The following is a 25,940-nucleotide window of genomic DNA, read 5'->3' on the forward strand; positions in this document are numbered from 1 at the left end:
ACTACGTTGAAAATTACATTACTTTGCGCACTCGGAATGAGTACAAGCCTTCTGGTAGAAAGAATGAAGAAAGCGGCTGATAGTAGAGGGATTGATGTGCAAATTGAAGCACATTCGGTAGATGATATGGACAAGCAGCTTAAACGTGCTGATGTCATACTTTTAGGTCCACAAATTCGCTATAAGAAGAATGAACTGTTTAAAAAAGCGGAAGCAAGGGGTGTGCCAATCGCCATTATTGATATGCGAGCATATGGAGCGACTGATGGTGAAAAAGTGTTGGAGCAAGCACTTAAGTTAAATACATGAAAATAGGAGGATGGGTTGTGAATCGTTTTAATGCGTTTATGGAACGTTACTTTATGCCGGTTGCAGGGAAAATGGCTGAACAACGCCATTTGAAGGCGATTAGGGATGGGATTGTCGCAACAATGCCATTATTAATCATTGGAAGTATTTTTCTCATTATATCATCCCCACCTATAGAATCTTGGGCAGAATTTATGAAGCCTTACACATCAGCACTGAATATCCCTGTAAAAGCTACCTTTGGATTGTTAGGCTTAGTCGCAGTATTTTCAATCGCATATAGTCTTGCAAAAAGTTATGGAATGGATGAATTGTCGGCCGGGGTGCTTAGTCTCGCTGCATTTTTTGTTGCTACTCCACTTACGGAAGATGGGAATATTCCTTTGAACTTAATGGGAAGTGAAGGTTTATTTATTGCAATTGTGTTAGCCATTTTCACGGTGGAAGTATATCGTTTTTTTGAAGAGAGAGATATTGTTATTCGTATGCCTGAAGGGGTTCCTCCTTCCGTATGGCGTGCATTTACTGCTCTTATTCCCGGAGCAGCCATTATTTTCGTTGTATGGGGCATGGATCTGTTATTGCGTAATGCTTTTAACTTGTCATTACACGGAGTTGTTGGTGCTATATTAAGACAACCTTTAGAGGCAATGGGCGCAAGTTTATGGGGAGCAATTATTGCAATTATCCTTATCCATTTACTATGGTCCTTTGGGATTCACGGAATTTCTGTTGTGGCAAGTGTAATGGCACCAATCTGGTATAGTCTGACCGAACAGAACGTAGCGGCACAGCAAGCTGGAGAAGAACTTCCATATATTATTGGTCAGCCATTTATGGCGATTTGGGTGACAGTCGGTGGTTCGGGTATGGCACTGGCGTTAACCATATTACTTGTCTCAAGAGCTCGTTCGCGTCAACTGAAAGGACTGGGTCGAGGATCTATTTGGGCAAGTTTCTTTAATATAAGTGAACCTATTGTATTTGGCGCACCAATTGTCCTGAACCCATTATTATTTTTACCTTTTATACTTGCACCATTAGCAGTTGGTCTGATCACTTATTTTTCCATGTCACTCGGTTTTGTAGGAAAGCCATATGTAATTGTTCCTTGGACTACCCCCCCGCCATTTTCGGGGATATTGACAACAGGTGATTGGCGTGGTGGTGTATTAATGATTATTAATATCATCGTAGCCATGTTTATTTATTATCCGTTTTTCCGTTTGTATGATAAAAAACTCTTAGAAGAAGAACAAGCCAATGAGGCGGCAGCTGCCACGAAGGAAAATTAAGGAGTATTTTTTGGGATAATATTACAAGAAAAGTCATTATTCATGCAAATGATTTTAGTCTGGCACCTGGTGTAACATATGGAATCCTTTATGCTCATCATTATGGGGGAGTATCAGTACGACAGCAGGTTAATCTGCTGTTTTCGAAGAATAGTTTAGAAGAGACAAAAGAATACCCTCATTTGCGAATCGGTTTACATCTGGTATTTGATGCAGGCCGCCTTGTTTTTCATCGGACAGCAGTTTAACGGGCCGCACGGATTTTTTTGAAAGGGAAGGCATGAATCGAATCAAAAGGAAGGATTTGAAACATGAGCTGGGCTCAGCTTGATTTACTTTATAAACGCTATCAAGCTGATTCATTATGGAGGTGTAGCATATGGATATTGAAAATATTTCAATGAGCATCATTTTACAAGCAGGTAATGCAAAAAAATATTTATATGAGGCATTAAAACATGCTCGAAATGCAGAGTTTGAACAAATTGAAACAAAAATGAGGCTAGTTTCTAAAGAATTATTAAAAGCTCATAAATTGCAAACCAAACTTATTCAGGAAGACACAAAGGGGGAATTGGAAAATTTGCCAATTTTACTAGTCCATGCACAGGATCATTTAATGTCAGTTATGTCAGAAAGAAGTTTGGTAGAAGAGATGATAGCAATGTACAGTAGTCAGAATAAACTTCGTAAAAAAGTAAACTGTTTAGTGGAAGGGATGAATGTTGGAAAAAAAGTAGATAGTTGAACCTGAAAAAATGAAATAAGGAGTGTTTTATGTGAGGACATTAAAAAAATCAATGACGATTATAATGATGATACTTTTTGTTCTTGCTATTACATCTTCAGATACGACGTTGAGTGCGGAGAGCAATAAGGGGAAGAGGAAAAATAAGGTTAGTAAAAAAGTGACACCAGGTATTGAGGTTTTCTTAACTGATCATTTAGAGTGGGTTCAGGATAAACGAGTTGGGTTGATTACGAATCATACTGGGGTTACAAGTAGTTTAGAGAGTAGCATTGATTTATTGTACAATCATCCTGAAGTGAATTTAACAGCATTATATGGTCCGGAACACGGCATACGCGGGGATCGTGAAGCAGGAGAATATGTGGAGTCGTATATCGATAAAAAAACGGGTTTACCTGTATATAGCTTGTATGGATCTACCTGGAAACCTACGGAAGAGATGCTCGAGGATGTAAATGTTTTATTATTTGATATTCAGGATATAGGTTCCAATGTTTATACTTATATTTACACGCTGGGTTTTGCCATGGAGGCAGCAGCAGAACATGATAAACAACTGATCGTGCTAGACAGACCAAATCCTATTGGTGGTACAAGGGTCGAGGGGCCGGTACGTTCGAAAGATGCTGTTAGTTTTATGGGCAGATTTTTGCTTCCTGTCAGACATGGCATGACAGTTGGTGAATTGGCTGTAATGTGGAACCATGAATATAGTATGGGAGTAGATCTAAAAATAGCTAAATTAAAGGGTTGGAAAAGAAATATGTATTTTTCCGATACTGGACTTCCATGGGTGATGTCATCTCCGAATATACCGACTGAAAAGACAGCTTATTTATATACGGGAACAGAATTATTAGATGACACGTCATTGTCTACAGGACTTGGCACCACTAGACCGTTCGAATTAGTAGGTGCTCCATGGATTGATAGTGAAGCTTTAGTAGAAGAAATGAGAAACCGTGGTATTGCCGGCGTGAAATTTAGATCGGCATATTTTACACCCATGTTTGGAAAATATGAAGGTGAGCTGGTAGCTGGTGTACAAGTCCATTTGAATGATCCCGAAAAAGTTGATCTTGTTGCTTTAGGATTAAATTTAGTTGATGCGATGAGAGACCAGAACCCTGATAAGTTTGAGATGACGGAAAGTTACACCAATTTAATCGGGGATACAGACGTCCCTGAGATGATCATGAAGAACATGCCGGTTGATAGAATTATTGCTTCATGGCAAGAAGTATTGTATGAGTGGATAAAGGACGTTCGAAATAAGTATTTAATGTATCCGCCATTTCCAGCTGGATCTAAACCATACAGACCAAAAGGAGTATTGGGAATTTTACCATTAGATTTGGCAGTTTCCCCAGGTCAAAATATTGCATTAGCTGTAAAAGGATATAATAAACACGGCAAAAAATTAGAGATGGATCCTGATTTAATTGATTGGACTGTTTCCAACGATATTGGATATGTGGAAAATGGTACATTTTATGCTGTAAAAGAGGGAAAAGCGCAATTAATCGCAACCTATCGTGATTACAAAGCAAAGAGAGAAGTCGTGGTTTCCTCAAGAAATGTAAATAATATAAGATATGGTGTACATTCTAATTATACAAGAGTTGTATTTGACTTAAACAAAACAGTCGATGATTATGACATTATTAAAGATAATAATATGTTAAAAGTTCGGATACCGTATGGTAAAATTTCTGGAGAACTAAAACAGGAGGGAGGGACAATGGAAGTAACTAATAACCCTGTATTATCATCTATTGAATATTTGAAAGAAGGCGATACATTTGTTGCAGTCTTCTATTTAAAAAAGGAAAACGTTGATTATGCAACACCGAAGTATTTGTCACGATTAGTTGTAGATATAAAACATTAAAAAATACAAGGTGTAATACGCAACGTAGAATTCCTAGCAGGAGAGTTTTCAGTTGTCGCAGTATCCTAGTTTAGAAGAAGACCTTTTCCAAACTACAGTTGGTAACATGGATACAGATTTGCGGATCAGAGTCGAACCACATTTTTATTTGGGGTGTAGTTCGATTATTTTTATTTAAACCTTCTAACGTGAAAAATAACCGAACATATGTTAGTATATTATATAATTACTTGTTAAAAATCTTACTATTAGTCATTGTTTATGGAGGGTAAATTCTTTTTTCGCTTTTATTCTCTACAAAAAGTAATTTATACACTAATAAATATTAGAAAATTCTTTCATCTAAGAGCACCTAAAAATATTGGAAGGAGGATAGAAAATCTAGCAGTACCCTTTACGTAAAAGTAGAGGAAAGTTATGAAAATAGCAGGGGATAGATTATGATGGGAGGAAAATAAAATGAAAGCAAATTTAATTATGGAGAGTAATGTTGTTAACTATGAATCACTTAAGCGAAAAGAACATCAAAAAATGAATGATAGTTGGTATGTAGCTTCATTTCTGCAGGAGGATCACAAAGAATATAAAGCCAATTACGAAGAAAATTATCATTCAATTAGACAAATTTTAGAAAAAGCTTTTACAAATATTATCTTTTTTGAGCGAATTCATCGAGTTGCCTATCATAAAAGTCTAGAAAATCCTGAATTTAAACGTGCTGAAAAACATGCAGAGAAGTTGCTTTCACAATTAGAGGGGCTGTTAACAACGACTGAACAAAAGGAGTTACTTTTGGATTTAGAATCAGCGTGGAATAATATGTATGGATTCTTTCTAGAGTACAGCTATTGCCAAGGGATAGAGGATAGCCCAGAAATCCATCAGGAACTTGAAAAATATGGTGTTTCTGTTGTGAAAGAAGGTACGCAACAGGATAAGGAAAGTTTATTGCAGGTGAATTAAACAGTATTGTCTGTTTTGGTTCACCAATTATTAGGATAGTGAACAAATTAAAGCCAAATGATTGTAATTGTATTAAAAATCTAATGTGAATTAGGAATGTTACAAATGATAGAAAAGATGTTTAAAAATTAGTAAGAGATTCGCTACCACAAGTTATAAGAGAGACCAATAAAAAGCCGTTAGTTTATGCAGTTACCGGTGAAAAAGTTAAAGCGGTTATTATGAGATAGACTAATAATAGAAGAAGTAAAATAATTTTGGAATACACCGACGAAGAAGAATGAACGGATATATTAGAGGTAATTAACGATATAATTCATGCTTATAACTTTGACATGGGAGAGATAATAGGAATTAAATCTGATAAATTAAAGGAACGTGGCGGCTTTAAAGAACGAATAGTATTAGAAAAGTTACTGATCAGCCTCATATGCTATTTAGCACGTATATTGAGCAGTAGTTTACTGCAAAATATACGTTTTTTTGTGGGCTTAAATAGCTAACAGAAATCCTGAAACAAGTCTCCTCCGTGTTGTTTGTCATTCGCTCAACCTATGTGGGATTCGACACAATGATGATTTACGTATGATACAGGAATGTAATTTTAATCGACGGTTCTGTATAGGATGCGACTAATGCACATCGCACAAAGAAAAAGCACTTTTCGAATTTTGACAGCGGCACATTGCGTTTTTTCAGGGGGCGTTGTGATTATAGACTTTGTTCTGCTTCTTTTCAGTAGGGATGAAGGAAAAGACCCCATTGAATGATAGTTTCACTTTATTTTTAACCTTATACCATGTTTAGTTCCAGTAGTTAAATAAATTAAAAAATGGTTATAATGTATTTACAAATAAAATAAAACATATTATAATCATTATGATGAATAAACTAAAATAATATTAAAGATTATAATGTCTAGGAGGTTAGAATGAGTAATATAAAAAGAAATTCAAGAGTTCCACTGTATAAGCAGGTCAAAAACCAGTTATTACAAGAAATTAATAAAAACATGAAGGAAGGGGATTTATTACAACCTGAATCAGAAATGGAAAAACAGTATGGAGTAAGTAGGATAACAGTTAGAAAGGCAATAGATGAATTAGTAGCAGAAGGGGTTATTTTTAAAGCTCAAGGTAGAGGGACTTTTGTAAGATCAACGAAAATTGTACAAAACGCAGGGACAATCACAAGTTGGACGGAAGAAATGCATTTAAAGGGAAAGTCTCCGTCAACACAAAATCTCATGATCTCAGAAGTTAAACCATCCAGAAAGATGATAGACAAATTGCATTTACAACCTAATGAAAAACTAATTCGGATTGAACGTCTGAGGTTAGCAGATGGTGAACCAATAGCGTTAATGTTTAACTACTTAAGAGAAAAGTATGTTCCGGGACTTTTAAACAAAGGGCTTACAAGGGAATCATTATATGAGGAATTAGAGGAAAATTATAATATTGTTCTAATAGAAGCGCAAGAGCAAATTAAAGCAAGGTTGGCAACAGATTTGGAAGCGTCTGCATTGAAAATTCCTCCTGGTGAGGCGGTGCTTCATATTAATCGTACCTCTTTTTTAAAAAGCGGTATTCCGTTTGAAATGGTGGAAATGATTAATAGAGCTGATAGGTATGAATATTATATTAAAGTTTCTGGAAGAGAAAAATTAAAATCATTATAAAGGAATGATGAAAGATGTTTTTGTTGAGCAAGGATTCCATTCAGTTGGATGTTCAAGTAAACGATCCAATCGAGGCAATTAGAATCAGCGGTGAATTGCTAGTAAAGGGGGGATATGCCAAAGAAGAATATATCGAGGCGATGGTTAAAGGATATAAAGAAGTAGGATCTTATATTGTCATTGCCCCGGGAATTGCAATTCCACATGCAAGACCTGAACGAGGAGCCCTGGATACAGGATTTTCATTAGTAAGATTGAAAGTACCTGTCGAATTTGGACATAAGAAGAATGATCCGGTTAAAATTGTATCCGCTTTCTCCGGTGTGGGTAATGATGGGCATATAGAGATGCTGCAAAAGATTTCAAGCATATTTGGAGACAAGACAAAATATAACCAAATTATCAAAGCAGCTACTGTTGAAGAAATTTTTCGAATAATTAATCATTAAAGTGATTATATAAAGGGAGGAATAACAATGTATATATTAAGTGTTTGCGGGATGGGGTTTGGAACAAGTTTGATGCTTTTAATGGATATTCAAGCTATGGCAAAAGAAAGCGGTTACGAAGTTAAAGGTGAGGCTACTGACCTTGGCAGTGCGAAAGGGAAAAGCTGTGACTTTATGGTTGCTTCCAGTGAAATAGCTGCTGAATTATCAGGGGAAGGGGTGCCGATCGTTGCGATAGATAACTTACTGGATAAGGAAGAAATTAAAGCCAAAGTTCTACCCATGATTAAAAAAATGGATAAGGAGAGATAAATATGGTAGATTTTTTAGTTTCCATTTTAAGTAATCCTGCTATCATCATTGCATTAATTGCTGCAATAGGATTAATTGCACTGCGTAAGTCCGCATCAGATGTGATGAAAGGGACTTTAAAAACTCTATTTGGTTTTTTAATTCTTCAGCAAGGTGCAAATATAATTGTTACTTCCTTAATGCCGTTTAGTACAATGTTTACAGAAGCATTTGGTTTAACTGGTATTGTAGCCGAGGATAATGCAATAGCGGCTGCTGTACAAACTGTGCTAGGTAAAGAAACAGCATTTATACTAATCTTTTCTTTTTTGATTAATGTTTTAATTGCTCGATTTACAAGATTTAAATATATTTTTTTAACAGGGCATATGATGTTTTCTTTTGCTGCTACAATGGCTATTGTTCTGAGTCAAATGGGTGTTTCAAGTACAATGACAATCATAATAGGTTCTGCTATTCAAGGTATTTCTATGGTTGTTTTTCCAGCTATATCGCAACCATTTGTTAGGAAAGTCACAGGGAGTGACAACGTAGCTTTTGGATTCTGGGGAAGTTCTTGGATTTCTTTATCCGGTTGGGTCGGTGGCAAATTTGGAAATAAGTCCCAATCATCTGAAGACATCAAAGTTCCAAAATCACTAGATTTTTTAAAAGATATGAGTATTTTAATGGCTATTATTATGGTTTCTGTGTATGTTATTACAGCCACATTTGTCGATTCTTCGGTTATGTCAGAACTATCAGGCGGTTTAAATCGATATCAGTTTGCTATTTTTGAAGCTTTAGGATTTGTAGTAGGAATTTTAATTTTGTTAATGGGAGTAAGAATGTTCTTAGCTGAGATTGTTCCTTCTTTTAAAGGGATTGCAGAAAAAATTGTTCCAGGTGCAAAGCCGGCGTTGGATGTTCCTATATTTTATTCCTATGCACCGGTTGCTGTAACCATCGGTTTTCTGGCCGCTTTAATAGGTGGATTAATTGTTACGTTTATGTCCAGCTTTTTACCAGTAGCTGTTTTGCCTTCTGTAATCGGGCTATTCTTTATGGGAGGTGCTGCAGGGGTATTTGGTAACGCAACGGGTGGATTAAAGGGAGCTATTGTAGGTGGATTTTTCTTAGGCTTTACATTTTCTCTATTGATAGCGGTTGCATATCCTCTCGTTGATTTAACACAATATAGCATTAATGGATTGTGGTTTGCTTCACCTGATGCCGTTATTGTTGTAATATTCATAAAATTAATTGGTTTGTTATTTGGAGTTCCGCTGTAGAACATTTATCCCGGATATAAGGTGCTGTAAGACTCACACTTCAAGAATTGGAAGATGTGAGCTGAACAAGTCTAAGTGGGAGATAACAGCACCTAAATCCCCGATTCGTTCATCTAAACAATCCGTGTGGGATAAAAGAAAACCCCTACTGATTGAAGATTCACTTTATATAAACAGTATTTAAAAAGGAGACGATACTATGATGAAAGTCCGTACAGTATTAGGAGATATAGAACCAACTTTATTAGGGACAACTTATAGCCATGAACACCTGTGGACGAATCCACCTGCTACTCAAAAAGATCGAGATTTGGAATTAACAGATTATGAAGCAAGTGTTAGTGAATTATGGAGATTTAAAAGAGCGGGTGGAGATGCTCTTGTGGATGCAACAACGCTTGATTATGGAAGAGATGCTAGTAAATTAGTGCAAATGTCTTTAGAGACTGATGTACACGTTATAGCAACTTCGGGCTTCAACAAACATATTTATTTTCCTAAATGGGTTGAAGCGCTTAGCATTGAAGAAATTGCAGAAAAATTAATTCGTGATGTCACTATTGGTATGGATGGAACGAAGGCAAAAGCAGGATTTTTAAAAGCTGGTTCTTGGAATCAAATGATCCACCCATTAGAAGAAAAAGTAACTCGCTCAGTTGCTAGGGCACAACTTGAAACAGGTGCTCCAATTTGGTTACACACAGAAGCTGGTACGATGGGGATGGAAATGTTAGATATTCTAGAAGATGAAGGGGTTGACTTGACTAAAGTTGTAGTAGGGCATAGTGATAGAAATGCAGATCCGTATTATCATTTGCAGCTAGTAAGAAGAGGAGCTTATGTTCAATTTGATGGTAGCAGTAAAATTAAGTACTACCCAGATAGTATACGCGTATCTTTAATAAAAAATTTACTAGAAAATGGTTTCATTAATCATTTATTAATTTCAGGTGATATGGGTCGAAAAACTTATTTACATGCATACGGTGGTGGACCCGGATTTGAGTATATACTCAAAAAGTTGATTCCTCGGTTGTTAGATGAGGGATTAACGCAAAAAGAAATTGATACAATCTTTATAGATAATCCATCTCGATGGCTAGCTCAATTTGAATAGGAGTGGAATCATGGAAAAAAATACAATTATTTCGATTATTCGGGGAGTAAATCCTGATCATATAATAGAAATTATGAAAGGATTATTAGAAAACGGTATTAGTTGGGCGGAAGTATCATTAAGTGAGGAGCAAAAAGGATTAGAATGTATAAGACGAATATCAAAATCCTTTTCCAATCAAGTTAGCCTTGGCGTTGGGACTGTCATTAATAAAAGACAGGTTGATGCTGCAATAGATGCAGGGGCTAAGTACATCATTACTCCTGGTTGGGATAGGAATTTAGTTGAATATGTAATTTCTAAAGATGTTGAAATCTTTCCTGGTGTGTTTTCTCCGGGTGAAGTTATGCAGGCAAAAGCATTGGGTATAAAAACCGTTAAAGTATTTCCGGTTAATAGTTTGCCAATGGATTATGTGAAAAACTTAAAAGGTCCTTTTCCATCCATCAACTATATGGCTGTTGGTGGAGTAACAAAAAATAATATTATTAGTTTGAAAAAGGCTGGATACTCATCTTTTGCTATTGGAAGTGAATTAGTTCCAAGAGGAGCGACTAAAGAAAATATAGAAAGGATAATTGAAGATACTAGAGAATTTAAAAAATTGATTGATTTGGAGTGAATTACATGGGCGCCAAAGAAATACTCTACATGAATAGAGACGAAGTAGCTGAATCCGTAAAAGAATTTCCAGTCGCAATTTTGCCATTAGGTGCTACTGAGCAGCATGGTCATCATCTGCCCTTAGGAACAGATATAATCTTGGCAAAAGGCATTTCTAAAAAAATTGCTGAACAGACTGGAGCACTTTTACTTCCAACTATGCCTTTTGGTTATTCTTGGGTTTGGAGAGACATACCAGGAACTATATCATTACAACAAAATCATGTAGAAGCAGTAATCAAAGATGTTGCGTATAGTGTAAGCCGTTATGGAATAAAATTACTAGTCCTAGTAAATGGACATGATGCAAATAACGCAAGCATGAAATATGCAACTAGAGAATTAATGGATGAGTTAGATATGCCAATTATTTATCTCTTTTATCCGAATATGGAAGAGGTAATGAAGGAGTATTGTGAATCTCCTACATGGAACGGAATGATTCATGCTTGTGAATTTGAAACTTCATTAATGCTCGCTTTAAATTCAAAGCTAGTTGATATGAGTAAAACTGTTTCAGAGTATCCTTCCACTCCAAAATTATATGGAAAATCTACAATATCACTTGGAAATCTGAGTGAAAGTGGCGTTTATGGTGATGCAACACTTGCAAGTAAAGAAAAGGGAAATAAAATGTTAAACATTTTCGTAACCGAAATGGTGAATTTATTATTAGAAGCATTCCATAATATTAAATAACGGATTTTTCAAAATAATGATAGCTGAGCTGTCAATAAAGTAGCATAGGTGGTGCAGAAAAGTCCTTTATAAAAATTGTGCATGAGATGACTCACACTCTGCCTATGAATCAAGCTAACAGGCAGTAGAAACTGTACTTGAATCTATTTTTTAGTTGTTAGTTGTAGCAGAAACGTTTAAAATTCGGAAGTGGAATAAGAGTAGGAGAGAACGTTTTTCGGGATGAAGGAGTTCTCACTATATGTTTACTGGTGCGGTGAAGGAAAGTGAAATGTAAAAGAAGGATCGGCTTATGCAATTTAAGAACTGGTAGTTGTAAATCTAGAATAGGGATAAATTTGTTATTTTGCTTGTATTAAGCGTAAATGTTTAAGGGAAGGATAATGAAAATCTCATGCTTTTCAATTTAGAATACTTGATGTACCAGTGCTGACAATAGAAGAAGTAAGATGAATTTAATGTTAGTGAGATACACCTGTGATACCTTGGTTAATTCTATAGGGTCACAGGTGTTTTAATTGTGCTTAATATGTATTTAACTCCTTTACGTTTCGCCCAAAACGGATACTATTAATTTTAAAATTCAATAGTAGATATAATAATTCAATTTATGTTAACAATGTTAGAACCTTTATGTCTAATTAGTTAGAAAATTCATTTGACTTTAAAAGAAAATTATTTTATACTACTAGTCAATTAAGCGCTTAATTCATTAGTAATTATGATTAATCCATTATTAATAATGGATTACAGGAAGTTCAATAGATTTTATTATCATAAAAATCAAAGCGCTTAACCAAAAAGGTAAGCGCTTACTACGAGTCGGTTATGTTAATAAAGGTGGGAGAGAATATTGGATAAGATAGGAACATAATTTCGCAACGGATTACATAGGGCTTATATTTCTATTCCTGTTATCAGGAATAGTTCGGAACAGACTCTAAAAAAGAATTGCGATCAAAAAATTCATAATATTCATTAAATATATTTTTGAATTTCTAATTTAAAGATGTAATCAAATGCTTTTTAATAGGGGGAGAAGGGCAATGATTTGGGTGATTTTTTTATCGTTTCTAATTTACACTGTTTTTGTTATGTGGTTTTCATGGTATAAAACAAAAGGACATCGTATGGATAGCACAGACAGTTATTTTCTTGGTGGCAGAAGCTTAGCGGGAATAGTTATTGCGAGCTCGTTATTATTAACAAATTTATCGACAGAACAAATAGTTGGGTTAAATGGGCAAGCTTATGGAGAGTCAATGGTAGTGATGGCGTGGGAGGTTACTGCTCCATTAGCGTTAATTTTTATGGCTCTTGTATTTTTACCACGATACTTAGCAACAGGCATTTCTACTATACCTGATTTCTTAGAGCAGCGATTTGATTTGAGAACAAGACAAATGGTTTCGTTATTATTTTTATTAGGTTATGCAACTGTATTTTTGCCTACTGTTTTGTATTCAGGTGCGCTGGTGATTGATGGAATTTTTGGTTTGTCAACTAGAACAGGATTAAGTACGTTTCAAATTGTGTTTTTTATATCTGCTGCTATTGGATTGATTAGCTGTGGATATGTAATCCTTGGCGGTCTTCGTGCAACTGCATATAGTGATACGATTAATGGAATTGGCTTAATTATCGGTGGGCTACTTATTCCTATACTAGCATTATTTGTTTTAGGAAAGGGAAATTTTATCAATGGGGTAGGAGAACTTTTACATACAAATCCATCTAAGCTTAATGCTGTCGGGAATCATGAATCGTCAGTTCCTTGGACCGTTTTAGCCACTGGTTTGTTTTTCAATAATTTATTTTATTGGTGTACGAATCAGTCGATTATTCAAAGGTCGCTGGCTGCCAAGAATTTAGCAGAAGGTCAAAAAGGGGTACTGTTTGCTGGAATTTTTAAAATTTTTGGTCTGACATTTCTAGCTTTACCTGGAATTATTGCCTATTTATTGTATGGTAATTCTATTGCCAATGCTGATCAGGCTTATCCTACATTGATTATAAATGTTATGCCTGTAGTGTTATCTGGTTTTTTAGGCGCTGTTTTATTTGGTGCTATTTTAAGTTCGTTTAATAATGTGATTACAAGCTCAATCACGTTATTTACACTGGATATTTTTAAGCCAATTTTTAAACCAACTGCAGAAGAAAAGGATTTAGTAAAAACAGGACGTATTTTCGCTGCCTTCCTAGCTATATTTTCGGTAGTTATTGCACCATTTATTATATTTGCACCAAATGGATTGTATTACTTTTTACAGGAAATGAATGGATTCTATAGTTTGCCAATTCTAGCAATGGTTGTTGTCGGTTTTTTTACGAAACGGGTTCCAGCCTTAGCAGCTAAGACAGTAGTTATTACACATGTACTTCTTTATGGATTAACAAGATTCATCATTCCAGATATTAACTTTCTTTATGTGTTATCTATTTTATTTCCAATTGATGTTCTTACCATGTTAGTGATTGGTAGATGGAAACCAAAAGAGACTCCATATGTAATGACAACAAAAGATGTGGTTGATTTACAACCTTGGAAGCATGTGAAGAAGGTATCTGTAATCATTTTTTTCTTTATGGTTACTGTATATGGTCTATTTTCACCAATTGGCATCGCGGCAGTACCTGAAAACTATTATTCTCCAGCTTCATTTTTGTTTTTTGCGATAGCAATGCTATTCATTGGATTTGTCGTTTGGTACTGGCGAAAAATGACGAATAAATTAGATGTACACTTAGAAAAACAGCATAGCTTACAGAATTCAACTTATCTTGCAAGTAGCAAGCATGATTTATTTTAGCAAGACAGGCAATCAAACAATCGTGTAAAGTTTGAGTTTATATCAATCTAAGTATTAGTATAATTAGGTACCTATATAATTAACCGAACGCTAGGAAGTTTTCTTTCGTTTCCATATTTAGCAAAATGAAATTCTGGAAAAATAGTAATTGTTATACCAAAGATTCTTAACGAACTGGATTGTTAGTTTGCTGTTAGTAAAAAAACACTCCTTGTTTTACAGCATGTTTTTACGTTAGACCATATTCTTTATCATGATTAGTACTAACAAAATTCATTTATAAAATAGTTTTATTGTTGTATACTGATTAAAGATAAGACGCTTCTAGAACAGGCGTTAGCCTCATCATCTAAGTTTTTTGGACGAAAGAATGGTAAGGAGAGAGCATAGTGAGTGTAACGATTTACGATGTAGCAAAGGCGGCAAACGTCTCCATTGCTACGGTTTCTCAAGTTATTAATAACAAGGGGCGAATTAGTGAAAAGACCAAAAAAAAGGTGCATAGGGTAATGGAAGAATTAAATTACCAGCCTAATATTTTGGCTTCTGCGCTGATGGGAAAGCAAACGAAAACAATTGGTTTGCTCATCCCTGATTTGGCAAATCCGTTTTTTTCTGAATTAGCCAGAAGTATTGAAGATAGCGGGCATGAATTTGGATACAATATTGTCATTTGCAGCACGGATTATAAGATGGAAAAAGAAGCAAAGTATATAGCGCTTTTAAAGCAAAAGAGAGTAGATGGATTTATTTTTGCTTCTGGTTTTGAAAAGCTCGAGCAAGTAGAAGCATTGATGAATGAGAATATTCCGGTTGTGATTGTAGCACGTGATTTTCCAATGCTTCCTTTAAATACAGTAGCCATTGATGATTATATGGGGGGCTATCAAGCCGCTTCCTATTTATTAAAGCTAGGTCATACGAATATGGGAATAATTGCTCTGGATGTTTGGAGTAATCGGGAACGAATTCGCGGGTTTAATGATGCACTTAAGGAACAAAACCTAGAAATGAGAAATGACTTTGAATATATCACACAAGGAAATGAAAACTTAATTGATGCTGGTAAAGCAGTGGCTCATAAATATGTAACAACTTCAAATCCACCAACAGCTATTTTTTCTTGTAATGACATGTTAGCCATCGGCGCTATTCAAGCAGCTAAAGAAAATGGATTTCATGTACCAAGTGATCTATCCATTGTTGGCTTTGATAATACTGCGATTGCAACCATTGTAGATCCACCTTTAACCACGATCTCTCAACCAATTGAAAAGATGGGAAAAGAAGTAATGGATTTAATGATTTCTATTGTGAAAGGAGAGAGGAAAGAACAATTACGGCTCACATTAATGCCAACACTTGTTGAAAGAAAATCTACCGCAAAGTTGATTTAAATTAGTTATACAGGATGTTCAAAAATCCCAGTAAAAATGTCGCTTCGAATATGACTAGGAATTAAATTTTAGAGCTTGCTTTCATTCGACGTCATAAATCTTTTTTAGTTTTAAGTATTCGTACAACTAGGCATTCACCTACGTCTCGTTAGGCTGACGCTAACAAATTAGGCTTTTTTCTATAGGCTCTGTGAGCTAGCTCATGCCGCTACTAGCAAAAAACAGCCATTTCGAACCTCAACAACAAAGGGCATGGATGGGATAGCCCCAAGTTGCAGTAGGTAAGAAAGCTTCGGAGGAAATACATCGCACGAAGAAAAAGTATTTTTCTTTTTGAAGGGCAAGGAAAACGTCGCTAGCTATATATCACGGTTGTTTCAAGGAATAGTACGATTTTAAACGATCACAGTCCCTTTTAATTCTCTTTCAAACGCAAACTATAAGAAGATAAATTTTCTATTGACTTTTTAGAATACTTTTAATACTATTTAGTTAAGCGATTTATCAATTCAAGAACGGAGGGTGAGGATGACTGGCAATTGTATGATTGTACAATCAGGCGGCCCCACGGCTGTGATTAATAATTCCATGGTTGGCATTATTGACGGGATTTTGCAATCATCATTCGAAGGGAAGATTTATGGCGCAATAGGTGGTATTCATGGTCTTTTACATGATTCCTTCATTCGCTTAGATCAATTGTCGATTAGCGATCGATATCGGTTAAGATGGACGCCCGGGGCAGCGCTTGGGACATGGAGGCATAAACTAACATATCTTGACTTGGATAAGATTCTGAATGTTTTAAAAGCATATCACGTACGTTATTTCTTTTATATTGGTGGTAACGGGTCGATGAAAGCGCTAAAGCTGATTGACGATTTTTCCAAAAAGGCTAGCTATGAGCTGTGTGTTATAGGTGTACCAAAGTCTATCGATAATGATCTGCTTGGTACGGATCATTGTCCGGGCTATGGAAGTACTGCTAAGTTTTTGGCAACTTCTGTTCTTGATGTCAAGATGGATATGAGCAGCTATCCGGAAAGTAATGGAGTTACCATTATTGAAACAATGGGAAGACATACTGGCTGGGTTGCTGCAGCTTGTTCACTTGCTGAACGTGTGTTTGATGAGAAAAATGAGTTGCTCATTTATATACCAGAGGTTCCATTTGATTTAAGCAGCTGTTTAGCAAAAGTCGTAAACGCTAATGAAGAAAAAAGAAATATTATCTTAGTAATAGCAGAAGGGATTAAAACGATAAACGGTCAGTTTGTTAATGAAGATTTACAATATGATAGCTTAGGGAGGCCGAAGTTAGGTGGCGTTTCTGCTTATTTAAAGAAACAAATTGAAAGTAAAACTGGTATTAAAACACGCTACATTACCTCAAGTGTTTGGCAAAGAAGTAATATGATGTTAGCATCCAAGACGGATGTAGATGAATCTTATCTGTTAGGAAAAGAGGCTATTAATCAAGCACGAAGAGGTAATACCGGTGTAATGACTAGTATGAAAAGAGATGTAGCTCGAGAAGATTATTGTATTTCGTTTGCAACTGTAAGCCTTGAAAAAGTTGCTGGAAAAGAACGGTATATGCCAGAAGAATGGTATGATACAGAACGAAATAGGATGACCAGGGAATTTAAAACCTATGCATCTCCATTTATTCAAGGAGAGATGATTATTCCGATGGAAAATGGACTACCGGTTTATAAAAGAGTAATCTAGGTTTCTCATTTGATTAAGCGCTTAATCCAAGAGAGAGGTTTTTAAAATATAGGGGGAGATTTTTTGAAGAAAGAAATACGCTGTGCCATTTTTGGAGTAGGGAGGCTTGGAATGGTGCATGCCGAAAACATGATGAATCGCATCCCGGGATTGGAGGTTGTCACGGTTGTAACGACAAGGGAAGAAAGTGCTAAGCGGGCAGCAAATGAATTAGGGATAGCTAATTGGACTACTAATTCTCAAGAGGTATTTCAAGACCCGAGCATTGATGCTGTCATTATTGCCACTCCAACGAAAACACATGCTGAATTAATTATTCAAGCTGCAAACAGCCGAAAACATATCTTTGTTGATAAACCTTTAACGGAAACGTTGGAAGAAGCTGATCAAGTTATTAAAGCTGTGGAGGAGAACCAAGTTTACTGCCAGGTGGGGTTTATGAGGCGGTTTGATCCATCTTATTTAGCGGCCAAAAGACGAATTGTTCAAGGTGATATTGGAAAACCACTATATTTTAAAGGATTGAGCCGTGATCCTGGGTCACCACCCGAAGCGTTTATTAAGACAAGTGGTGGAATTTTCCTAGATTTATGTATTCACGAATATGATATAGCCAGATTTCTACTTGATGATGAAGTTGAGTCAGTTTGGGCTTTTGGCGATGTACTCGTTCATCCATTCATGAAAAAATACGGTGATGTTGACCAATCTATTACGTTCTTAACTTTTAAAAATGGTGCAACAGCTAGTATTGAAGGTAGTAGAAATTCTACCTTTGGTTATGATGTTCGTGGTGAAGTGGTGGGAACAGAAGGAGCTATTCAAATAGGGGCATTGCAACACCATAATAATATTATCTTAAAACAGAACAATAGTTATCATGATAACACCCCTGATTTTATATTAAAATTTGAAGCGGGTTTTTTGGCTGAAATGGTACATTTTGTTGACTGTATTCAAAATAATCGGAGGCCACTTGTCGATGAAGTTGATGGCAAGAAATCTTTAGCTGTAGCGGTAGCTGCAACAGAATCATTTCGAAAAAAAGAGAAAGTTACTCTTTGTACATGAATTTAGCTATAAGTTAATTCGATATTTTGAAAAATGTTACGTAATAAACAAAAGCTAAGCGGTTTCTGCGTTGCTAGCTTTTGAACCGCAATAAATAAGGGGAGGTAAACCGTATAATGGAATCCACGCAATTTTTAGCAGAACAGACGGAGGGAAAGAATGTAACGATCCGAATGACGATGGCACAAGCCTTGGTTAAATTTTTGGAAAATCAATACGTAGAGCTGGATGGAGAAGAAAGAAAATTTATCAGAGGTATTTTTGGTATATTTGGTCATGGCAATGCTACCGGTTTAGCAGAGGCATTAGAAATGGAAAATACGGCTTTAACATATATTCAAGGGAAAAATGAGCAGGGAATGGTTCATGTAGCTACGGCTTATGCAAAGCAAAAAAATAGACTAGAGACATATGCTTGTACAACTTCAATTGGTCCAGGGGCATTAAATATGGTAACAGCTGCAGGAACAGCGACTGTAAACCGTATTCCTGTACTATTATTGCCTAGTGATAATTTTGCTACGCGTCAACCTGACCCAGTACTCCAGCAAATCGAAGATCCGACCGATTATTCTATATCTGCAACAGATGCATTTAAACCGGTTAGTAAATATTGGGATCGGATCACTAGACCGGAACAATTAATGACGGCTGTCTTAAATGCAATGCGTGTACTTACCGACCCAGCTGATACTGGTGCAGTAACCCTAGCCCTTCCGCAAGATGTGCAGGCAGAAGCATATGACTATCCGGTTTCATTTTTTAAAAAGCGCGTACATTTAATTGAAAGAAGAACTCCAAGTGAAGAAGCACTGAAGCGAGCAGTAGATTTAATTCTTAGGAAGAAGAAACCTCTTATTATTGCAGGTGGAGGAGCTCATTATTCTTTCGCTACGGATATATTACGAAAATTTGCAGAAACATTTCAAATTCCGATTAGCGAAACACAGGCAGGAAAAAGTGCGATATCATGGAACCACCCATTGTCTATGGGGGGGATGGGAGCAAATGGTTCAAGGGCTTCCAATATTCTAGCAAGAGATGCAGATTTAATTATAGCGGTAGGAACAAGATTGACTGACTTTTCAACCTCATCGAAAGTAGCCTTTCAACATCCAAATGTAGAATTCTTAAATATTAATGTAAGCGCTTTTGATGCGATGAAAATGGATTCACAAATGCTCGTATCTGATGCGAAAACTGCATTAACGTTACTTTTAGAAGCATTATCTGAACATAATTATCTCACTTCTTATCGTAAAGAAATACTGCAATCGCTAAAGGAAGGTTGGGATAATGAAGTTAATCGCTTGTACGCTTTAGAAAGTGAAGACGGGCTAGAACAGTCACAGGTGATCGGTATCTTAAATCAATGGATGGATGAAAAAGATATTATTACCTGTGCAGCTGGAAGTTTACCTGGAGATTTACTTAAACTGTGGAGAAGTACGTATCCAAAAACGTATCATATGGAATATGGATTTTCAACAATGGGTTATGAGGTTCAGGGAGCGCTTGGAATTAAAATGGCAGAACCAGATCGCGAAGTTTATGCATTGGTTGGAGATGGTGGTTACTTAATGCTTCATTCTGAATTAGTAACTAGTATTCAGGAAAATAAGAAAATCAATATTATTTTATTCGATAATCATGGATTCCAATGTATACATGGATTGCAGTCAGGGCAAGGCAGTGGAGGGTTTGGAAATGAATTCCGTTATCGTGAAGAATCAACGAACCAGCTTAGTGGCGAGTATATGCAATTCGATTTTGCTCTACATGCAAGAAGTCTCGGCGCAAATGGTTATACAGTGAATACCGTGGAAGAACTAAAACAGGCGTTACAACAAGCAAAACAGAATCACACGTCAACACTCATTCATGTAAAGACACTCCCAAGCAAAGTACCTGGTTATGAATCGTGGTGGCGCTTAGGTGTTGCTGAAGTATCAAAAAGTGACAAAGTGAAAATAGCTTATCATTCCATGGAAAAAATGTTAAGTCAAGCAAGGAAATATTAATAAATCAACCATTTAGGGGAGGAGTAAACATGTCACATCTACTAGTTAAGTCAAAAAAAACACCAGAGCAAGATGGAAGTGTAATCAAGTTAACTCCAGAATCAGCCGGATGGAAATATGTTGGTTTCGAAGTATATCAGTTAAAGCCAGGTCAAACACTAGAGCAAGAAACAGGTGATAGAGAAGTAGCGGCAGTTCTCTTATCAGGACATGCAAATGCAAGTACTAGTTCACAGGCATGGGATAATATTGGCAAACGAATGAGCGTATTTGACTATTCACCAGCATATACGGTATATGTCTCAAGTGGTGACAAATTAAATCTGGAGGCGCTTACGGATTTAGAAGTTGCAATTTGTACGGCACCAGGAAAGGGAACATATAAAGCTAGGCTAATCACACCAGAGGATGTTGCTGTTGCTAGAAGGGGATATGGAAGCTTGGAAAGGGAGATTCATAATATTTTACCCGCTGATAAGCCAGCAGATAGTCTATTTATCTTTGAAGTATTCACACCAGAGGGAAATTGGTCAAGCTACCCTCCACATAAACATGATGAGGAAAATTTACCACATGAGAGTTATTTAGAAGAAACATACTATCATAGAATCGATCATCCTGAAAATGGTTTTGCCATTCAGCGTGTTTATACGAATGACAAATCATTAGATGAAACGATCGTCGTTAGGGATGGCGATTTAGTACTTGTTCCAAAAGGGTATCATCCGGTATCCAACCCTCCAGGATACAAGTTGTATTATTTAAACGTGATGGCAGGACCAGTCCGCGAATGGAGATTTACCAATGACAAGGATCATGCATGGTTATTGGCGGAAAATTAATGCTTGGGGATGTCCCAACATAGTTGCGGACATCTCCAACACTATTTTGGGGAGGAGATTCAATGGTTCTAGACCAAATACCATTCCATATAGGAATTCATCCAATCAATTGGGTGGGCGAGGATGTTCTGGAACATGGCGATTTTTACACATATGAGGATGTAATGGGGGAGATAGCTACACTAGGTTTTACAGGTACGGAGAATAGCCGAAAGTTTCCAAGTGATATAACAGAATTGAAAAAAGCATTAAATAAATATGGCTTACAACTTGTTACGCAGTGGAAATCGGTGTATTTTTCAGATCCGAAAAGGCATGAAAATGAATTAAAGGCGTATCGCAAGCATGTGGCGTTTTTAAAAGAATTTGGTTGTAAGGTAATTAGTACAGCTGAAATTGGTGGTTCTATGTTAAATCAAGACCCGACACGCGGTCAAGATGAAACATATGTGGAGCGCCTAAATGAGGAAGGATGGAAGTATTTGGTTGAAGGCTTACATAAAGCAGGCGAAATTGCTCGTGAAAATGGCATGCAATTAGTTTACCATCCTCATGCTGGGACAGTGGTGGAGCAGCCACACGAGATTGACCGTCTGATGGAATCGACAGACAAGGATTATGTTTCACTTCTTTTTGATTCTGGTCACGCCTATTATGGTGGAAATGACCCTGTAAATTTATTAACCAAATATTATGATCGGATCCAGTATATTCATTTAAAGGATGTTCGACAGCATATTTTAAATAAGGCAAGAGTGGAAAATTACAGCATTCGAAAATCGATCCGCAGTGGAATCTTCACGGTCCCTGGAGAAGGGTGCATTGATTTTGTTCCTATTTTTAAAACATTAATGGAGAAAAAATACACTGGTTGGGCGTTGATTGAAGGAGAACAGGACCCTATTGAACATCCTCCATATGAGTATGCACAACGATCCAAAGCATATATTGAAAAAATTATCAGACTTGAGATGCGAGGTAGTCATCATTTACCACACATGTAACTGGAAGTGAGTTCCACTTTCATACTACAAGGTAAACCCCCAGAAAAAGCGTGAGATCCAATTGCAGGTTAAATGTCTGATTCCGTTCATTTAAACATTGGTAAGGAATAAAAGAAATTACCGACTATTAAGATTCGCTATACGAACAAAAATTTAAGAAAATTCGATAAAAATTTTCTTAGTTTTAAATACGAAGCTGGAACCGCTAAATATTATAGCAAACATGATAACTATATAGTTTATTTGCTTCACAGATATCATAAATGAAAGCCTTTACTTTTTGTTAGAAATTAAAAATGGCAGATAAAAACAAGAGAAAATGTACCTAAAATTAATTGCATATCTTTTGGGGTGAAAAAGTTAATAAAAGTTTGACAGCATGACTATGATAAGGAGGATGACGATGAGAGAAACAATTCGTTGCGCCGTATTAGGATTAGGGAGATTAGGTTATTGGCACGCAGAAAATTTGATGCATAAAATAAAAGGTGCGGAGCTTGTATATGTCATTGATCCCATAGAAGGCAGGGCAGAACAAGTGGCAAGGAAGCTGGGTGTAGAGAAATGGTCACAACATCCAGACGATACCTTTCATGATGAAAGCATCGATGCAGTTATTATTGTTACACCTACAAGTACACATGCAGATATGATAACCCGTGCTGCAAAAGCTGGTAAACAAATATTTGTTGAAAAGCCAATTACACAAACATTAGAAGAAGCTGATAAAGTCATTCGTGTTATTCAAGAGCAACAAGTTGTGTGTCAAGTCGGTTTTATGCGGAGATTTGATCCAGCATATGCCGAAGCAAGACGGAGAATTATTGCTGGGGATATTGGTAGACCCATTTACTTTAAAGGAACAAGCAGAGACGGCAATGTTCCGCATGAAGTATTTATTAAAAACAGCGGTGGTCTTTTTCTTGATGTTGCTATTCATGATTATGATATAGCCCGTTTTTTAATGGATCAAGAAGTTCAAACCATAACTGCGTCAGGGGAAATTTTATTAGAGGAAAATCAGTTTATGGCAAAGTACAATGACATCGATCAAGGATTTTCTTATTTAACATTTGCAAAAGGAGCAACCGGTGATATTGAAACAATGCGAATCGCACCGTACGGTTATGATATTCGCGGAGAAGTAGTAGGAACGGAAGGGGCTATCCAAATCGGTTCCATGCGTTTAACGGATGTTAAGCTGTTAAGTAGTAATGGCAGTACACATGATCTAATCCAGGGTTTTTCTAGTAGGTTTAGAGATGCATATTTGCTAGAAATGGAGCATTTTATTGAAGTCTTACAAATGGGAAAAAAGCCTACCTGTACAGAGATGGATGGAAGAGCAGCATTAGCAATTGCTTTAGCAGCTTCTGAATCATTTATAACTGGTAAAACCATTACCTTGGACGAAAAAATAACAAAAGTAAAAGAAATTAATCTGTAACAATCAAAGGTTTTATTTGTACTTGATGCTTAGGAAATAAATATTTTTTCATTGTAGACAACTTTTTTAAAGTACTTTCATCTAGATTAAGTGCTTAAGTTGTAGCAAACTTTGATCTTCTTCCTACGATAAGTTAACATCAGCTCGAATCTAAAGGAATGCCAACTAAAAGGTTTGTTGCTCAGGCGTCGGCATATCCCTGTTGCAGGGGTATGTTTCCTTTAGAGCGGACAAGAAGCCATATTTTTATCATTTCAAAAATGTGCTTTTTGTTGCTGTGAGCGTCATGGGAAAAGCGACTTCTAAACCCGATTCGTTCGGGTCGACAGGAGAAGTAAGACTTCTTGAATAAGCATCGCGATTTTTCAAGGACAGAGTTGCTATGACAGCAATACATCGCAGGTAGAAAAAGCGTTTTTCCTTTTTAAGGACAAGAAAAACCACGACAGATACAGCGCGGTTTTTCCAGGAGTAAAGCCACTTTTAAATGAAGTGATACTTTGTTCGTTAGAAAGTCTTTAGTTTTTTACGCCTAACCGAATGCTTGTACGTTTGTCTTGGGAGAGGTATTGATTTGTTAGACATCGAAGGGGGAATTAGATGTTAGCAGCAGTGTTTGATAAGATTGGGAGTTTATATTTACAACAACGAGATGATCCGAAAATTACTTCCAGTACAGATGTAAAGATAAAAGTAGGAGCAGCGAGTATTTGTGGAACAGATGTTCATATTTTATCAGACCCGCCTGGGCACCCAGCAACAACTGGAATTATTCAAGGACATGAGTTTATGGGAGAAGTAGTGGAGGTTGGCAGTGATGTCAATAATGTTACGAAAGGTGATAGGGTAGTGGTCGACCCGACAACGCTATGCGGAGAATGCTTTTTTTGTAAAAGCGGAATGGTAAATATGTGTAAAGACAGTTCAACGATTGGCATATTTAAGGATGGAGGATGGGCAACTTATTGTGTTTTACCTTCACAAAATGTACATGTGATTTCAAAACAAGTACCCCCAGAAGTGGCTGTTTTAGCTGAACCTTTATCCTGTGTGATGAATGGAATTAAAAAGTTAAATATTCAACCAGGAGATAGAGTCGTTATTTTAGGGGCTGGTCCCATGGGGCAATTATTTATTCAACTGGTGAAGGCTGCAGGAGCCAATAAAATCATTTGCTCCGATTTGTCCGAATACCGGTTGGAATATGCAAAACGATCCGGGGCTACGCGCATTATTAACCCTAAACATGAAGATGTATTACAGGTGATTTTAGAAGAAACAGATATCGGTGCAGATGTCGTGATTGATTGTGTCGGTGCTCTATTTAACCAAGCGATTCCTCTTATTCGTAAAGGCGGACAGATTCTGCTTGTCGGTATGAATGAGCATGCTCTACCAGCTATTAGTCAATACGAGATAACAAGAAATGAAATTACAGTAAAGGGAACGTATATTCAAAACTATGATTTTCCGAAAATAGTCAAAATCTTAGAAGGAAAGCAATTAAATCTAGATATTCTACTAACACATACCATTCGGTTAGATCAAATTCATAAGGGAATAGAAATCATGAGAAAAGGAGAAGCAATTAAAATTGTTGTCTATCCAAGTTAAAGTTAATGGTGAAGATGTTAAGTTTCAGCTAAGACATGAAACCAGTTTTGGGGAAACACTTTAAATGAAAAAGAAAATGTATTATACTATGAATAAAGGATTAGATTAAGCGCTTTATTTAAGGTGAGGTGTTACGGTCAGATTAGTCTCTTTGATACGTAAAAATTTAAATCGTAATACCTCCTATTTAAGACGATTAGCAAAGATCAAAGATTACTTCTATAAACTTTATTTATTATTTAGGAAACGATAAAATGAACCTTCATTCAGTAGGAGTTTTCTTCCATCTCCTACTGAATGTTAGTTGAACGAATCGGGCACCTTACATGCGGGATAAATTTGTTTATTGTGGATAATTTTTTTAAAAAAGTAGCTTTGTCCAGCTTAAGCGCTCGTGCTGTTAGCAAACTTTGATCTTCTTCCTACGATAAGTTAGCATTAGCTCGAATCTAAAGGAAGGCCGATTAAAAGGCTTGTCGCATACCCTGTTGCAGTGGAATGTTGGATATAAGTAGCCATATTTTTAGCGTTTCAAAAATGTGCCTTATGTTGCTGCGAACACCATGAGAAAAGGGACTTCTAAATCCGATTCGTTCGGG

General features: G+C 36.4%; 21 protein-coding genes. All 21 read left to right on the forward strand.

All coding sequences use genetic code 11. The features are described from left to right. Positions 1–6 precede the first annotated feature (6 nt). The 21 genes from BN1066_RS11375 (at position 7) to BN1066_RS11475 (ending at position 25,341) form a co-directional block, all read left to right on the forward strand. Entirely contained in the window at positions 7–309 is a 303-nt protein-coding gene (locus BN1066_RS11375) for a PTS sugar transporter subunit IIB (RefSeq protein ID WP_077319568.1), read from the forward strand. Continuing rightward, entirely contained in the window at positions 306–1,604 is a 1,299-nt protein-coding gene (gene celB, locus BN1066_RS11380) for a PTS cellobiose transporter subunit IIC (protein ID WP_077319570.1), read from the forward strand. The genes BN1066_RS11375 and celB overlap by 4 nt, the downstream gene beginning before the upstream one ends. Before the next feature lie 379 nt (positions 1,605–1,983). Next, entirely contained in the window at positions 1,984–2,352 is a 369-nt protein-coding gene (locus BN1066_RS11385) for a PTS lactose/cellobiose transporter subunit IIA (RefSeq protein WP_077319572.1), read from the forward strand. A 31-nt stretch (positions 2,353–2,383) separates the two neighbouring features. Further along, the gene (locus BN1066_RS11390; protein ID WP_245799774.1) at positions 2,384–4,246 is read left to right on the forward strand and encodes an exo-beta-N-acetylmuramidase NamZ family protein; all 1,863 of its coding nucleotides are present in this window, start codon (positions 2,384–2,386) and stop codon (positions 4,244–4,246) included. A 459-nt stretch (positions 4,247–4,705) separates the two neighbouring features. Continuing rightward, a complete protein-coding gene (locus BN1066_RS11395) occupies positions 4,706–5,209 on the forward strand; it encodes a hypothetical protein (RefSeq protein WP_077319574.1) in 504 nt (167 codons plus the stop codon). A gap of 931 nt (positions 5,210–6,140) precedes the next feature. Then, the gene (locus BN1066_RS11400) at positions 6,141–6,890 is read left to right on the forward strand and encodes a GntR family transcriptional regulator (RefSeq protein ID WP_077302479.1); all 750 of its coding nucleotides are present in this window, start codon (positions 6,141–6,143) and stop codon (positions 6,888–6,890) included. A gap of 14 nt (positions 6,891–6,904) precedes the next feature. Beyond that, positions 6,905–7,339 (forward strand): PTS sugar transporter subunit IIA, encoded by a 435-nt coding sequence (locus BN1066_RS11405; RefSeq protein WP_077319576.1) that lies wholly within the window; start codon positions 6,905–6,907, stop codon positions 7,337–7,339. A 27-nt stretch (positions 7,340–7,366) separates the two neighbouring features. Next, positions 7,367–7,651, forward strand: coding sequence for a PTS sugar transporter subunit IIB (locus tag BN1066_RS11410; RefSeq protein WP_077302475.1), 285 nt, complete (start codon positions 7,367–7,369; stop codon positions 7,649–7,651). Between the two features lie 2 nt (positions 7,652–7,653). Further along, positions 7,654–8,922: a PTS ascorbate transporter subunit IIC gene (locus BN1066_RS11415; protein WP_077319578.1), complete on the forward strand. Its 1,269-nt coding sequence runs from the start codon at positions 7,654–7,656 to the stop codon at positions 8,920–8,922. 199 nt (positions 8,923–9,121) lie between these two features. Further along, the gene (locus tag BN1066_RS11420; protein WP_077319581.1) at positions 9,122–10,039 is read left to right on the forward strand and encodes a phosphotriesterase family protein; all 918 of its coding nucleotides are present in this window, start codon (positions 9,122–9,124) and stop codon (positions 10,037–10,039) included. Between the two features lie 10 nt (positions 10,040–10,049). Then, a complete protein-coding gene (locus tag BN1066_RS11425; protein ID WP_077319584.1) occupies positions 10,050–10,661 on the forward strand; it encodes a bifunctional 4-hydroxy-2-oxoglutarate aldolase/2-dehydro-3-deoxy-phosphogluconate aldolase in 612 nt (203 codons plus the stop codon). Between the two features lie 5 nt (positions 10,662–10,666). Beyond that, positions 10,667–11,401: a creatininase family protein gene (locus BN1066_RS11430; protein ID WP_077319585.1), complete on the forward strand. Its 735-nt coding sequence runs from the start codon at positions 10,667–10,669 to the stop codon at positions 11,399–11,401. Positions 11,402–12,447: 1,046 nt separating this feature from the next. Beyond that, positions 12,448–14,214: a solute:sodium symporter family transporter gene (locus tag BN1066_RS11435; protein WP_077319587.1), complete on the forward strand. Its 1,767-nt coding sequence runs from the start codon at positions 12,448–12,450 to the stop codon at positions 14,212–14,214. A 389-nt stretch (positions 14,215–14,603) separates the two neighbouring features. Then, the gene (locus BN1066_RS11440) at positions 14,604–15,611 is read left to right on the forward strand and encodes a LacI family DNA-binding transcriptional regulator (RefSeq protein WP_077319589.1); all 1,008 of its coding nucleotides are present in this window, start codon (positions 14,604–14,606) and stop codon (positions 15,609–15,611) included. Positions 15,612–16,139: 528 nt separating this feature from the next. Next, positions 16,140–17,342, forward strand: a complete 1,203-nt coding sequence (locus BN1066_RS11445; RefSeq protein WP_077319591.1) for a diphosphate--fructose-6-phosphate 1-phosphotransferase — start codon at positions 16,140–16,142, stop codon at positions 17,340–17,342. Positions 17,343–17,405: 63 nt separating this feature from the next. Further along, a complete protein-coding gene (gene iolG / locus BN1066_RS11450; protein WP_077319593.1) occupies positions 17,406–18,413 on the forward strand; it encodes an inositol 2-dehydrogenase in 1,008 nt (335 codons plus the stop codon). A gap of 116 nt (positions 18,414–18,529) precedes the next feature. After that, complete coding sequence (gene iolD / locus BN1066_RS11455; protein WP_077319594.1) at positions 18,530–20,434, forward strand: 3D-(3,5/4)-trihydroxycyclohexane-1,2-dione acylhydrolase (decyclizing); 1,905 nt, start codon at positions 18,530–18,532, stop codon at positions 20,432–20,434. Between the two features lie 29 nt (positions 20,435–20,463). Next, the gene (iolB, locus tag BN1066_RS11460; protein ID WP_077319595.1) at positions 20,464–21,276 is read left to right on the forward strand and encodes a 5-deoxy-glucuronate isomerase; all 813 of its coding nucleotides are present in this window, start codon (positions 20,464–20,466) and stop codon (positions 21,274–21,276) included. Between the two features lie 62 nt (positions 21,277–21,338). Beyond that, positions 21,339–22,280 (forward strand): myo-inosose-2 dehydratase, encoded by a 942-nt coding sequence (iolE, locus tag BN1066_RS11465; RefSeq protein ID WP_077319597.1) that lies wholly within the window; start codon positions 21,339–21,341, stop codon positions 22,278–22,280. A 403-nt stretch (positions 22,281–22,683) separates the two neighbouring features. Continuing rightward, the gene (locus tag BN1066_RS11470) at positions 22,684–23,727 is read left to right on the forward strand and encodes a Gfo/Idh/MocA family oxidoreductase (protein WP_077319599.1); all 1,044 of its coding nucleotides are present in this window, start codon (positions 22,684–22,686) and stop codon (positions 23,725–23,727) included. A gap of 600 nt (positions 23,728–24,327) precedes the next feature. After that, positions 24,328–25,341 (forward strand): zinc-dependent alcohol dehydrogenase, encoded by a 1,014-nt coding sequence (locus BN1066_RS11475; protein ID WP_077319601.1) that lies wholly within the window; start codon positions 24,328–24,330, stop codon positions 25,339–25,341. Positions 25,342–25,940: the final 599 nt, after the last annotated feature.

The sequence above is a fragment of the Virgibacillus proomii genome (assembly GCF_900162615.1).
In the GTDB taxonomy this organism is placed as follows: domain Bacteria; phylum Bacillota; class Bacilli; order Bacillales; family Amphibacillaceae; genus Virgibacillus; species Virgibacillus proomii.

Coding starts and splice junctions, on each gene's coding strand:
- iolE (WP_077319597.1), top strand. CDS start 21,339: ATGGTTCTAGACCAAATACCATTCCATATAGGAATTCATCCAATCAAT.
- BN1066_RS11470 (WP_077319599.1), top strand. CDS start 22,684: ATGAGAGAAACAATTCGTTGCGCCGTATTAGGATTAGGGAGATTAGGT.
- BN1066_RS11475 (WP_077319601.1), top strand. CDS start 24,328: ATGTTAGCAGCAGTGTTTGATAAGATTGGGAGTTTATATTTACAACAA.
- BN1066_RS11425 (WP_077319584.1), top strand. CDS start 10,050: ATGGAAAAAAATACAATTATTTCGATTATTCGGGGAGTAAATCCTGAT.
- BN1066_RS11445 (WP_077319591.1), top strand. CDS start 16,140: ATGACTGGCAATTGTATGATTGTACAATCAGGCGGCCCCACGGCTGTG.
- BN1066_RS11435 (WP_077319587.1), top strand. CDS start 12,448: ATGATTTGGGTGATTTTTTTATCGTTTCTAATTTACACTGTTTTTGTT.
- BN1066_RS11395 (WP_077319574.1), top strand. CDS start 4,706: ATGAAAGCAAATTTAATTATGGAGAGTAATGTTGTTAACTATGAATCA.
- BN1066_RS11385 (WP_077319572.1), top strand. CDS start 1,984: ATGGATATTGAAAATATTTCAATGAGCATCATTTTACAAGCAGGTAAT.
- BN1066_RS11415 (WP_077319578.1), top strand. CDS start 7,654: ATGGTAGATTTTTTAGTTTCCATTTTAAGTAATCCTGCTATCATCATT.
- celB (WP_077319570.1), top strand. CDS start 306: ATGAAAATAGGAGGATGGGTTGTGAATCGTTTTAATGCGTTTATGGAA.
- BN1066_RS11430 (WP_077319585.1), top strand. CDS start 10,667: ATGGGCGCCAAAGAAATACTCTACATGAATAGAGACGAAGTAGCTGAA.
- BN1066_RS11410 (WP_077302475.1), top strand. CDS start 7,367: ATGTATATATTAAGTGTTTGCGGGATGGGGTTTGGAACAAGTTTGATG.
- BN1066_RS11400 (WP_077302479.1), top strand. CDS start 6,141: ATGAGTAATATAAAAAGAAATTCAAGAGTTCCACTGTATAAGCAGGTC.
- BN1066_RS11420 (WP_077319581.1), top strand. CDS start 9,122: ATGATGAAAGTCCGTACAGTATTAGGAGATATAGAACCAACTTTATTA.
- iolB (WP_077319595.1), top strand. CDS start 20,464: ATGTCACATCTACTAGTTAAGTCAAAAAAAACACCAGAGCAAGATGGA.
- iolD (WP_077319594.1), top strand. CDS start 18,530: ATGGAATCCACGCAATTTTTAGCAGAACAGACGGAGGGAAAGAATGTA.
- BN1066_RS11405 (WP_077319576.1), top strand. CDS start 6,905: ATGTTTTTGTTGAGCAAGGATTCCATTCAGTTGGATGTTCAAGTAAAC.